The organism is Sphingobium sp. (genome assembly GCF_049304695.1).
Lineage (GTDB): Bacteria > Pseudomonadota > Alphaproteobacteria > Sphingomonadales > Sphingomonadaceae > Sphingobium.
On the sequence record NZ_JBAQOK010000096.1, the window covers coordinates 27,887 to 40,435 of the forward strand.

Genomic DNA, 12,549 nt, shown 5'->3' on the forward strand with positions numbered 1-12,549 from the left:
ATTCTCCCGCCGGATCATAAATCCGCGTTAACCCGTGGCGGAATGTGACGGCAACTTCGTTTCAAAGGGAAACCCAGAACAGTCGGGCGGGCGCAGCGATGCGTTCGCCTTCATCATCCATGGAGAGGTGCGGCGTCCCCGCGATGCTGCCCTGAATGGCCCAAAACGCCTGCCAAAGGCATAAAGGGAGCCTGTCCATGTTCGTTGCCTCGTCGTCCTTTCGTTTTTCATCTCGCGCTGCGTTGTCGCTGGCCTGTGCCGTCGGGGCGCTGACATCTGCCGCTTATGCGCAGGAGCCGGTGGAGGGAGCGGAGGATATCATCACGGTTACGGGTCGCCGCATATCGCAATCGGCCGAGGCGATCGGTGAGGATAAGGTGAGCAACGTCGTCGCCGTCACGCGTGAGGCGTTGCTGTCCGCACCAGCGGGCGTTTCGGGGCTGAAGATGCTGGAGCAGTTGCCCGGCTTTAACGTGCAGACGGACGGTGCGCTGGGGCTGTACGAGTTTGGCAACAGCGTTCAGACGCGCGCGTTCAACCTGGACCAGATCGGCTTCGTGGTGGACGGCATTCCCACGGGGCGCAGCGATGCGTTCGGCGGCAGTCCGGTGTTCCGCTATGTGGACAATGAAAATCTGGGCGTGGTGGAAGCGTCGATCGGCGCAGGCGATGTAGGCCTGCCAAGCTATTCGACGCTGGGTCCGGTGATCCAGTATAACAGCATCGCGCCGCAGGAGGAGATGGGCTTGTTCGTGTCGCAGAGCTTTGGCGACCAGAATCTGCGCCGCACCTTCATCCGCGCCAGCACCGGCAGGGTCGGTCCGTTCAAGGCTTATGTCAGCCGCACCAAGCTGGACACGGATTTATGGCGGGGGCCAGGTTCGGTCGATCGCGAACATTGGGAAGGGCAAATCCACGCAGATCTCGGCGGGACTAGCTGGGCGCGGTTCAAATTCGTGTCGAACGACTTTTTCGACTATGACTCGCCCTCGATCACGCGCGCCCAATATAATTGCACGGCGACCAACCTGATCGGCCAGTGCGGGCGCGATTATGCCTATCTGGAAAATGTGCCGAACACGACGCCGGGCTTCGCGCCGACGGTCGCGGGCGTTTATTATTCCAACCCCAATTATGCGCAGGTCTATAATCTGGCGATCAACGTGCGGAAGGACAAGCTATATGGCGCGACATTCCATGCGGGGATTGCAGAGGGCGTATGGGCAGAATCGACGCTCTATTATGAGGATAAGGGCGGTTACGGCGTTTCGCCCGACACCTATGCCAATTCGCTGACCCGCTATAATGGACAGGTCGCCGTCGGCCTGCCCGTCACGCGACCCAGAGGCACGCAATTCGGCCGGTCGGGCGTCGGTGGTGATCGCTATGGTATCACCAACAAGCTGCATTGGGAAATGGGCAACAATACAGTCGAAGCGGGCCTGTGGGCCGAAGTCGACAAATATCATCGCACGCAGGCGCGCTATAATACTGTCGATGGCGCGGCGGACGGTGCGCCGCTGCTGGACGAACTGGTCTATCTGCGCCGGGACTATCGGTCCAAGCGTGATACGATGCAGATATTCCTGAAGGATACGCTCAAGCTGGCCGACGACCGGTTCATCATCGACGTCGGGTTCAAGGGGCTGAATCTGGACTATAGCTATCGCGGCTATCGCGACTTCGACGATTATTATCGCGTCGTCGCGGGGCGCAACGTCGCTGGCTATGGCCCGCAGAGCAACACGGCCCATTATAGCGACTTCTTCCTGCCGATGGCGGGGCTGCTCTATAAATTTGACGAGCGCACGCAGATGTTTGCATCCTACGCGGAGAATATGGCCCTGCCCAAGGGACTGGATGACATTTATTCGGTCATCCGGCCGGGCGGCGCGCTCGTGACGCAGCCCAAACCGGAGCGGTCGAAGAATATGGAATTGGGCATCCGCACCAATCAGGGGCAGCTTTATGCCTCGCTCGCCGCTTTCTACACCAAGTTCGACAATCGCATCCAGTCGATCACCAGCTTTGTTCCGGGCAGCAACGGTGCGGCGACCGAAACCTTCTTCCAGAATGTTGGCCGGGTCCGGTCCTATGGCGCCGAGTTTTCAGGCACTTACAAGCCGTCTTTCCTGAACGGTCTAGCCTATGGCAATCTGAACGTCACATATAATAACGCCAAGTTTCAGGATGACATCGCCGCATCCACGCCCATCAGAATCGCCGACAAATATATCCCTGACAGTGCGAAATGGATCGTCAGTGGCGGCGTGACGGTAGAACCGGCAAGCTGGCTGGTGGCGAATATTTCGGGCAAATATACGTCCAAGCGCTGGTCGACCTTCACCAATACCGCTGGATCGAGCGTACCGGGCTTCACCGTGTTCAGCGCCTATGTCGACATTGGTGATGGTTTCAGCCTGGGCCCGATCAAGAGCATGAAAGCGCGCTTCAACATCGACAATCTGTTCGACAAGGACACATTGTCCTTTATCTCCGCCAGCGTGACCGGCGACGGCACGTTCCGTCCGCTTTCTCCGCGCACGTTCCAGTTCACGATCTCGGGTGAAATCTGATGCGGCTGTTCTTGATGATGGGAGCGGCTTGTGTTGCGCTGCTCTCGGGTCCGGCTTCGGCGCAGGCGGTGCCGAAAAAGGTGCAGCAGTTGCACCAGAGCCTCCTGACGCTCGACACGCATCTGGATACGCCCGCCTCGCTCGACCTGCCGGGTTGGTCGATCGAGGAAGAACATGGCGTCCATAGCGATTATACGCAGGTCGATTTGCCGCGCATGAAGAAGGGCGGGCTGGATGGCGGTTTCTGGGCGATTTACACCTCGCAGGGACCGCTGACGATCGAAGGGTTTCGCAAGGCGCGTGACTTTGCGATCCTGCGCGGTGTGTCAATCCGCAACATGGTGGCGGCGGACCCGGCGAATTTTACGCTGGCATTGGAAGCAAAGGACGCGGCTCCCATCGCGGCGGCGGGCAAGCGGGTCGTCTATATGTCGATCGAAAATGCCTATCCGCTGGGGGAAGATGTTTCCCTGCTCCAGACATTCTACGACATGGGTGTGCGGGTCGCGGGTTTTGCCCATTTCGCGCATAACCAGTTCGCCGACAGTTCGACCGACCCGTCGAAAAAGCCGCGCTATGGCGGGCTGAGTCCGCTGGGCAAGGAACTGCTCAAGGCAATGAACCGGCTGGGTGTGGTGCCGGACGCATCGCATAGCAGCGATCAGGTGCTGGACGATCTGCTGGCGCTGTCCACGACCCCGGTGCTGCTGACCCATTCGGGGTGCAAGGCGGTCTATGACCATCCGCGCAACATCGACGACGCGCATCTGAAGGCGCTGGCGGCCAAGGGTGGCGTGATCCAGATGAACGCTTATGGCACCTATCTGAAAGCCAGCAAACCCAACCCGGAACGGCAAAAGGCGATGGCGGCGCTGTTCGGGGAAATGCGCGAAGGGGCCAAGGTATCGGCGGAAAAGCGCGCCGAGTTGCTGGCCAAGCGGCAGGAGATTGACAGGCTCTATCCCGATACGGACCGGGCGACCTTCGAAGATTTCATGGCGCATATGCTCCATGCGTTGCAGGTCGTGGGGCCGGACCATGTCGGTATCGGCGCGGACTGGGATGGTGGCGGCGGGGTCACAGGGCTGGAGGATGTGCTGGACCTGCCCAGGATCACCAATGCGTTGTTGAAGGCGGGCTATAGTGAGGCCGATATCCAGAAAATCTGGTCGGGCAATGTGCTGCGCGTGCTGGCGGCGGCGGAGGTGGCGAAGGGGAAGTGATTCAAGACCCCGCCTCTCCTATCGTCATCCCGGCGACCCGAAGGGCGACCGAAGGTCAACGCCGGGATCTCGCTGTTCTTCTGCACAACGTCGGAAGAAGAGAGATGCCAGCCTCCGCTGGCATGACGGGTGGGGAGAGGAAAGGCGTTATTTCCCTTCCAGCATCTCGATCATCAGCGAAAAGTCGCGCGCACCTTCGCCCTGATTGGCGAGCAGTTGGTATAGCGCTTCGGCTGCATTGCCCATGGGCACGGACGCTCCGACCACGGCAGCGGCCTGCGTCGCCAGTTTCAGATCCTTGAGCATCAGGCCGACTGCAAAGCCGCCCTGATAGCCATTGTCGGACGGTGATTGCGGGCCGACGCCGGGGACGGGGCAATAGCTGGTCATCGACCAGCTTTGGCCCGACGACACGCTGGATATGTCGTAGAAAGTCTGGGGATCAAGGCCCAGCTTTTTGGCCATGGCGAAACTTTCGCAGGTGGCAACCATCGTTGCGCCCAGCAGCATGTTGTTGCAGATTTTCGCGGCCTGCCCATTGCCCGCGCCACCCGCATGGATCACCGCCTTGCCCATGGCGGACAGGATCGGCTTGGCCTTGGCAAAGGCTGCGTCGCTGCCGCCGACCATGAAGGTCAGCGTGCCGCCATTGGCCGCCGCGATGCCGCCCGATACTGGCGCATCGACCATTTCGAACCCCACAGCGAGCGCGGCGTCGGCCACGCGGCGGGCGGTGGCAACGTCGATGGTGGAGCAGTCAAGGAACAGCGCGCCGGGGGTGGCAGCACCGAATATGTCGCCGCCATAGACGCTTTCGACATGGGTGCCGGCAGGCAGCATGGTGACGACGGCGTCCGCGCCGGTCGCGGCGTCGGCAGCGCTTGTGGCTCGTACGGCCCCATGCCCCTCCGCCTTGGCCAGCGCGTCTTCGGACAGGTCGAAAGCGCGCACGGCATAGCCGTTCTTGAGCAGGTTGGCGGCCATGCCACCGCCCATATTGCCCAGGCCGATGAAGGCGATTGTCTGCTGGGTCGTCATGTCAGGCATCCTTTTCGGTCAGGTTCGGCGCAAGTTCGGGCAGGGGCGTCCACTGTCGGTCGGCGGGCAGCGGCGCGAATATCGCGTCGATCATCGCGTCGCTGACATCGGCCAGCGTTGCCGGGTTCCAGCGCGGCGCATTATCCTTGTCGAAGATCACCGCGCGCACGCCCTCGACAAAGTCGGGGCGGCGGATGATGGCGCAGGCGAGGCCATATTCCATCGCCATGTTGGCGGCGAAATCGGGTTTGGCCGCGCCCTCGATCAACTGGCGCAGCGCGACCTTGATCGTCTGGGGCGATTTGGTGGCGAGGACGGCGCGCTGTTTCACCGCCCATTCGCCGCCATCGGCTTCGAGCGCGGCGACGATGGATTCCGCGTCATCAGATGCGAACAGCCGGTCGATGTCGGCGCGCGCATCCATCAGTCTGGAATGGGGCGGGGCTTCGACATTTTCGTCCAATATCTCGCCCATGCCCAGCGGATCGGCCAATATGCGCGCCTTGACCGCCTCGACACGATCCGACCCGATATAGTGCGTGGCAATGCCGATGGTCGCGCAATCCGCGCCGTCGATCCGCGCGCCGGTGGTCGCCAACCATGCGCCGATGCGGCCGGGCAGGCGGGGCAGGAACCACCCGCCGCCTACATCGGGGAACAGGCCGATGCCGGTTTCGGGCATGGCAAACACAGTGCGTTCGGTTGCAACGCGGTAGCGCGCCGGAAGCGAGAGGCCGACCCCGCCGCCCATGACGATGCCGTCGATGAAGGCGACGATCGGCTTGTCATAAACGAACAATAGATGGTTCATGCGATATTCGAGGTGGAAGAAGCGTTCCGCTTCGACGCAGTCACCCCTGGCGCTGTTGGCGATCAACGCGATGTCGCCGCCCGCGCAAAAGCCGCGCGACAATTTGGGATCGCCATCTGCGGCGGGCAAATGGTCGATCATTACGCCGACCACGGCGTCGTCGGTGCGCCACGCCAGCAGCGCCGCGTTGATCGCGTCGCACATTTCGGGAGTCAGGGCGTGGATCGCCCTTGGCCGATTGAGGCGGATGCGGCCGATGCCGTTTTCGATGAGGGTCAGGACTTGGTCGGTCATTCTCGTCTCCCTTCGCGATCTGCGCAGGCGATCATCATTGTCCGTCATCCCCGCCTTCGCGGGGATGACGGTTGTTGTTATCGTCGGGTGACAGCGTTCAATCCCGCAGCATGTCGCGTGCGATGATCATGCGCATGACCTGATTGGTTCCTTCCAGGATCGAATGGACGCGCAGGTCGCGCCAGAAGCGTTCGATCGGATAGTCCATCAGATAACCGTAGCCGCCATGGAGTTGCAGCGCGCGATCGACCACGGACGATCCGGTGTCGGTGGCAAAGCGTTTGGCCATGGCAGCAAAGCGTGTCTTGTCAGGCGCATTGTCCGTTACCTTGACCGCAGCGGCATAAAGCAGCGTGCGCGCGGCCTCCAGCTCGGTCTGCATGTCCGCCAGCATGAACTGGGTGTTCTGGAACTCGGCGATCGCCTTGCCGAACTGGCTGCGGTCTTTGGTGTAGCGCACCGCTTCGTCGATGCAGCGCTGCGCCCCGCCCAGAGAACAGGCGCCGATGTTGAGGCGGCCGCCGTCCAGCCCCATCATTGCGATGCGAAAGCCTTCGCCCTCCGCCCCGACGAGGTTTTCCACCGGCACGCGCACGCCGTCGAAATTGACCTGCGCCGTGGGTTGCGAATGCCAGCCGAGCTTACGTTCGGGCGCGCCGAAGCTGACGCCGGGCATGTCCTTTTCGATGACGAGGCAGCTAATCCCCTTGGGACCATCTTCACCGGTGCGGACCATGACGACGTAAATCTCATTCTCACCGCCGCCGGATATGAATTGTTTGGACCCGGTAACGACATAATGGTCGCCATCGCGCACGGCGCGGGTCTTGAGACTGGATGCGTCCGACCCCGCGCCCGCTTCGGTCAGGCAATAGCTGGCCATGCGGGTCATGGGGATGAGGTCAGGGAGATATTTGTCCTTGACCGCCTGCGCGCCGAAGCGGTCGATCATCCACGCGCCCATATTGTGGATGGAGATGAACGCGCTGGTCGACGGACAGCCATAGGCCATCGCTTCCATGATGAGCGCAGCTTCCAGACGGCCCAGGCCGATGCCACCGGACTCTTCCGATACATAGATGCTGCCGAAACCCAGTTCCGCTGCGGCGCGGATGGCGTCACGGGGGAAGACATGCTTCTCGTCCCATTCGCCGGCATGGGGCGTGATCGCGTCGGCGGTGAAGCGGCGGGCCATGTCCTGAATGGCGCGCTGGTCCTCGGTCAAATCGAACTGGGTCATACTCTCCTTGTCCCGACCGGGGCCAGACGCCTGGGACGCCATGGGACCGGAGGCGGTCTGTGCCTTATTGATCGGGCAAATCTATGTGGCGGCTTGCACAATTGCAAGCAATGGAGAAGTTCTGCATGGGTGGGCTGCAACTTTGCAGTGATGGGGCGCCATGTTCGATTGGGATGACTTGCGGGTGTTTCTGGCCGTGGCGCGGGCGCGCAAGCTGGCCCCGGCGGCGCGGGCATTGGGCATCGATGCGACGACGATCGCGCGGCGACTGGCCCGGCTGGACAAGGCGCTGGATGCCGAATTGTTTGAAATCGGCGCGGGCGAACGGTCGCTGACGCCGCGCGGGCAGGAACTGCTGGTTCATGCCGAAGCGGCGGAGAGCGCGGCGCTGGCGGCGATGGAGGAAGCGCGGGGGCAGGAGAGGAAGCTGGCCGGGCAAGTGCGATTGTCCGTGGCCGAAGGGTTCGGCACTTGGGTGCTCGCCCCCGGCATGGCCGATTTCAACCGGCGGCATCCCGGCATCCGGCTGGACCTGATAACGGCATCCGGTTTCCTGAACCCGTCGAAGCGGGAGGCGGACATGGCGGTCATGCTGGCGCGGCCGCAGCGGGGACGGTTGATGGTGCGGCGACTGGGCGACTATCGGCTGCATCTTTACGCCGCGCCTGACTATCTGGCGCGGGCCGGGACGCCGACGACGCCCGCAAAGCTGCGCGAACATGTGCTGGTGGGCTATGTGCCTGAATTCATCTTCTCCCCCGAACTCGATTATCTGGATGAGGTGGAGGCGGGGTTGGAAGCCACGTTGCGATCGACCAGCATCATCATGCAGCAGCGCATGATCGCCGAAGGGGCGGGGATCGGCGTGCTGCCCGATTTTATCGGCCGACGCGACTCGACACTGGTGCCGTTGATGACCGACCGGGTGGAGATTATCCGCAGCTTCTGGCTGGTCATGCATGGCGACCTGCGCAAGCTGGCGCGCATCGGCGCGGTGGCTGGCTGGCTGCAAGAACGCATCGAAACGTTAAAGCCAATCGACGCCGCCCTCCGACCCGGCTAAGGGGGTTGGGTAAAAGAAGGAATGGTCGCATTTCGCCCATGCAATATAAGCCGAAGCACAGCCGGGCGATCGCCCTTCGGAACAGCGAATTTGGCATTCGCGCAACGGAATATCTGGATTTTCTGGCCGCCTGGGTGAAGAAGCCGCGCCAGACCGCGTCGGTCGTTCCATCGAGCCGCTATCTGGCGCGCCTGATGGTGGAGCAGATCGACCCCACGGACGGGCGCGTGCTGGAACTGGGCGGCGGCACGGGTGTGTTCACCCGCGCCATCCTGCACACAGGTTTGCCGCCGGAAAAGCTGGAAGTGGTGGAGATCAACCCTGCCTTCGCGCGCGGTCTGCGGCGGCATTTCCCCCACGTATCCGTGCTGGAAACGCCCGCACAGATCGTATCGACCGCGACGGCGGGCGAACCGGGCGATTATCAGACGGTAGTGAGCGGATTGCCCCTGCTGGCGATGGATCGGCATATGCACCACGACATATTGTCCGAATCCTTCCGCATGCTGCGGCCGGGCGGCAGTTTCGTGCAGTTCACCTATTCGATGCGCCCGCCCGTCAGCCGCGATGTGATGGATGCGCTGGGGCTGGACGTCGTGCGCGCGGGGCAGACCGTGCGCAACTTCCCGCCCGCGACCGTATTCCGTTTCTTCCGCCACGGGGAATAGGCACGGTCGCGTGGTTGCATCGCGGCGCGCGGTCCTTATCTTGACCCCAACATAAGGGGGCAGAGCCATCCATGGCATCCATCATCGACATCAAGGGTTTGACGAAACGCTATGCGTCGGGGTTCGAAGCGCTCAAGGGCGTGGACCTGACGATCGAGGAAGGCGAGATATTCGCCCTGCTTGGTCCCAACGGCGCGGGCAAGACGACGATGATTTCCATCATTTGCGGTATTGCTCGGGCGACCGGGGGCAGCGTGAGCGTCGCCGGGCATGACATCGTGCGCGATTATCGCGGCGCGCGCTCTGCCATCGGGCTGGTGCCGCAGGAATTGTCCACCGACCAGTTCGAGCGCGTGATCGACACGGTAACGCTCAGCCGTGGCCTGTTCGGCAAGCCGCGCGACCCGGCGCATATCGAAAAAATCCTGCGTGACCTGTCGCTGTGGGACAAGCGTGACGCCAAGATATTGGAACTGTCGGGCGGCATGAAGCGCCGCGTCATGATCGCCAAGGCGTTGAGCCATGAGCCGCGCGTGCTGTTTCTGGACGAGCCGACCGCAGGCGTGGACGTGGAGTTGCGCCGCGACATGTGGAAGCTGATCGGCGCGCTGCGCGAAACCGGCGTCACCATCATCCTGACCACCCATTATATCGAGGAGGCCGAGGAAATGGCCGACCGGGTGGGCGTCATCAACCGGGGCGAACTGGTGCTGGTGGAGGACAAGACCGCCTTGATGAAGAAGCTGGGCAAGAAGACGCTGGGCGTCGTGCTGGCCGAACCTTTGGCCGCCATACCCGTCGAGCTGGCGGAATGGGACGTGGCCCTGAAGGCCGATGGCGCGGAGATCGAATATATTTTCGATACGCAGGCGGAGCGGACAGGCGTGTCGTCTCTGCTGCGCAGGCTGGGCGATCTGGGCATCGTCTATAAGGATCTCAATACACGGCAAAGCAGCCTGGAGGATATTTTCGTGAGCCTGGTCCATCAGGAGAAGGCGGCATGAGCCTGTCCAATCTACGCGCCATTTCGGCCATCTATCGGTTCGAACTGCATCGCTTTCGCCGCACGCTGCTGACCGGACTGCTGGTCCCGGTCATCACGACGTCGCTCTATTTCGTGGTATTCGGCGGCGCGATCGGGTCGCGCATGACGGAAGTGGACGGCATCGCCTATGCCGCCTTCATCGTGCCGGGCCTGATCATGATGTCGATGTTCACTGAAAGCATCTTCAACGCCAGCTTCGGCATCTACATGCCCAAATTCACCGGCACCATCTACGAACTATTGTCGGCCCCCGTGTCGGCGACGGAAACGGTGATTGCCTATGTCGGCGCGGCGGCGACCAAGTCGCTGATCGTGGGCAGCATCATATTCGTGACCGCGCATCTGTTTGTCGATGTGCCGGTGGCGCACCCGTTGGCGATGGTCGGCTTCATGGTTCTGATCGCGGTCAGTTTCTGCCTGTTCGGCTTTATCTTAGGCATATGGGCGCAGAGTTTCGAGCAGTTGCAGGTCATTCCGCTGCTGCTGATCATGCCGATGACGTTTCTGGGCGGTGCTTTTTATTCGGTGCATATGCTGCCCGAACCATGGCGCACGATCACCCTGTTCAACCCGATCGTTTATCTGATTTCGGGGTTCCGCTGGACCTTCTTTGGTCGGGGCGATGTGGGGATCGAATTTAGCCTGATGTTCGTCGCGGGGATGCTAGCCGTGTGCATTGCCATCATCAGCTGGATGTTTCGGACGGGCTATCGTTTGAAGAAATAGTCTGATGGGCTCCCGCGAAGGCGGGAGCCTGGTTCAGGCGTAGGGGCTGGACTCCCGCCTTCGCGGGAGCACGCTCCGCTATTACGCCGCTGCGCTTTCCGGCGCGACGGCGAACAGGGTCACGCCCTTATATTTGTCGTCATTCTGGTCATACAGGCCATGCATCGCATCAAATGCTTCGTCGGTCACGACCAAGTCGGACAGGCCTACGATCTTGAACGTGCCAAGTTTCAGCTCACGCGGCGGACGGCCGTCGCGGTCCACAGTCACGGCGTCGATGAACATTTCGTCATGACGGGTGTAGAGGATGTGGGGAGCCAGAGTGACGACCATCTTGTTATAGGTCACCTTCAGGCACTTCTGGAGCGCGATCGCTTCAAAAATCTCGGTAGGGGCTTGCATGATAAGCGGTTCCTTACCGATTTGCGCGAAATTTTCAATTGCTTTGTGCGCTGCACCATGTTCAACCTGCGCAACCGATGGGACGGGTGGATCAGCCCGGAACGAGATGCAATCGTTCGCGCATGGTCCAGCGTATGACCATCAGCACGGCAACCGCGCCCAGCCCGCTGGCCAGGCCCAGCCAGATGCCAACACCCCGCATTTTCAGCGGAAAAGCCAGGATCGTGCCGACGCCAAGGCCCACGACCCAATAGCCCAGCAGGGCGAAGATCATCGGTACGCGCGTATCCTGAAGCCCGCGCAGAACGCCAGCGCCCACGGCCTGCGCCGCATCGACCAGTTGAAACAGCGCGGCGATCGCCAGAAAGCTGACGGCCAGACGGACGGTCTGCGCATTGGCGGGGTCGGACAGGTTGAGGAAGATCGACACCAAAGTACGCGGCATCAGAATCAGTACGGTGGCAGCGGCACAGGCAAAACCAGTGCCGACCATCAGCGCCAGCCACCCCGCACGGCCTACGCCCGCCCGGTCGCCCCGTCCATAGGCGATGCCTACGCGCACCGTGGCGGCCTGCCCAATGCCCATCGGCACCATGAACACCAGCGCCGCGATCTGGATCGCCACCGCATGCGCCGCCAGCGAATCGCGATTGATCAGGCCCATCAGGAATGCGGACACGTTGAACACGCTGGTTTCGAAGCCCAGCGTGATGGCGATCGGCAGGCCCAGCGCCCAGACCTGCCGCTGGCGTTCCCGGTCGCGCGTCCAGAATCGGCCCATCAAACGATAGCGGCGAAAGCCACGGTCGCTCAGCACGACCGCCAGCAGGCCCAGAAACAGGAAGGTCGATGACAGGGTGCTGGCCAGCCCCGCACCGAACAGGCCAAGCCGGGGCAGGCCCAAGTGACCGAAGATCAGCGCCCATCCCAGTGCCACGTTGATCGGAATGGCCAGCAGCATGATGACCAGACCCCAGATCGGGCGTTCCAGCGCCGCCATGAAATTGCGCAGCGTCGTGAAGCCCAGAAAGGGCAGCAGCGCCCACTGCAACCCGCGCATGAGTTGTCCGGCCTCGCGCGCCAGATCCGCATCCTGCCCCATGGCACGCATGATCGCTTCGCACTGCCACAGGATCGCCCAGGCGGGGAGGACGAACAGCGCGGCGGCCCGCAGCGTCTGATGCACGGTGCGGCGCACGTCGCGCACCGAATGGCGGCGACGGCCCCGTTCGCTGGCGATCAAAGGCGATGCCGCCGTGACCAGTCCCATGCCGAACAGCAGCAGCGCGTGGAACAGGTTGATCGCCAACGCCCCCGCCGCCACCGATTCCGCGCCCAGCCGCCCAAGCAGCAGCAGGTCCGTCGCGGCGATCGCGGACCATGCGACATTGCCCGCGATCATCGGCAGGGCGAGCGCGATGAGGGCGCCTGCCTCCATGCGCCAGAGGGACTTCATGGTTATG

At 62.2% G+C, this 12,549-nt stretch carries 11 protein-coding genes; 6 read left to right on the forward strand and 5 right to left on the reverse strand.

Annotated elements, in window-relative coordinates:
* Window positions 1–197 precede the first annotated feature (197 nt).
* The gene (locus WA070_RS19505; protein WP_422635575.1) at window positions 198–2,576 is read left to right on the forward strand and encodes a TonB-dependent receptor; all 2,379 of its coding nucleotides are present in this window, start codon (window positions 198–200) and stop codon (window positions 2,574–2,576) included.
* Window positions 2,576–3,799, forward strand: coding sequence for a dipeptidase (locus tag WA070_RS19510; RefSeq protein ID WP_422635576.1), 1,224 nt, complete (start codon window positions 2,576–2,578; stop codon window positions 3,797–3,799). The genes WA070_RS19505 and WA070_RS19510 overlap by 1 nt, the downstream gene beginning before the upstream one ends.
* A gap of 147 nt (window positions 3,800–3,946) precedes the next feature.
* On the opposite strand, the gene mmsB is transcribed toward WA070_RS19510, so the two are convergent.
* From mmsB to WA070_RS19525, 3 genes are all read right to left on the reverse strand, one after another.
* Entirely contained in the window at window positions 3,947–4,837 is an 891-nt protein-coding gene (mmsB, locus tag WA070_RS19515) for a 3-hydroxyisobutyrate dehydrogenase (RefSeq protein WP_422635577.1), read from the reverse strand.
* A 1-nt stretch (window position 4,838) separates the two neighbouring features.
* Entirely contained in the window at window positions 4,839–5,942 is a 1,104-nt protein-coding gene (locus WA070_RS19520; protein ID WP_422635578.1) for an enoyl-CoA hydratase/isomerase family protein, read from the reverse strand.
* A 97-nt stretch (window positions 5,943–6,039) separates the two neighbouring features.
* A complete protein-coding gene (locus WA070_RS19525; RefSeq protein ID WP_422635579.1) occupies window positions 6,040–7,182 on the reverse strand; it encodes an acyl-CoA dehydrogenase family protein in 1,143 nt (380 codons plus the stop codon).
* Between the two features lie 160 nt (window positions 7,183–7,342).
* Here WA070_RS19525 and WA070_RS19530 point away from each other — a divergent pair, with 160 nt between their 5' ends.
* The 4 genes from WA070_RS19530 (at window position 7,343) to WA070_RS19545 (ending at window position 10,684) form a co-directional block, all read left to right on the forward strand.
* Window positions 7,343–8,245 carry a LysR family transcriptional regulator gene (locus tag WA070_RS19530; RefSeq protein WP_422635580.1) on the forward strand — a complete coding sequence of 301 codons (903 nt, stop codon included), beginning with the start codon at window positions 7,343–7,345 and terminating at the stop codon, window positions 8,243–8,245.
* 38 nt (window positions 8,246–8,283) lie between these two features.
* The gene (locus WA070_RS19535; RefSeq protein WP_422635581.1) at window positions 8,284–8,913 is read left to right on the forward strand and encodes a class I SAM-dependent methyltransferase; all 630 of its coding nucleotides are present in this window, start codon (window positions 8,284–8,286) and stop codon (window positions 8,911–8,913) included.
* A gap of 71 nt (window positions 8,914–8,984) precedes the next feature.
* A complete protein-coding gene (locus WA070_RS19540) occupies window positions 8,985–9,917 on the forward strand; it encodes an ABC transporter ATP-binding protein (protein ID WP_422635582.1) in 933 nt (310 codons plus the stop codon).
* Window positions 9,914–10,684 carry an ABC transporter permease gene (locus tag WA070_RS19545; protein ID WP_422635583.1) on the forward strand — a complete coding sequence of 257 codons (771 nt, stop codon included), beginning with the start codon at window positions 9,914–9,916 and terminating at the stop codon, window positions 10,682–10,684. The genes WA070_RS19540 and WA070_RS19545 overlap by 4 nt, the downstream gene beginning before the upstream one ends.
* 81 nt (window positions 10,685–10,765) lie before the next feature.
* Here WA070_RS19545 and WA070_RS19550 read toward each other — a convergent pair whose 3' ends face one another.
* Window positions 10,766–11,086 (reverse strand): hypothetical protein, encoded by a 321-nt coding sequence (locus WA070_RS19550; protein ID WP_422635584.1) that lies wholly within the window; start codon window positions 11,084–11,086, stop codon window positions 10,766–10,768.
* 91 nt (window positions 11,087–11,177) lie between these two features.
* The gene (locus WA070_RS19555) at window positions 11,178–12,542 is read right to left on the reverse strand and encodes an MATE family efflux transporter (RefSeq protein ID WP_422635585.1); all 1,365 of its coding nucleotides are present in this window, start codon (window positions 12,540–12,542) and stop codon (window positions 11,178–11,180) included.
* Window positions 12,543–12,549: the final 7 nt, after the last annotated feature.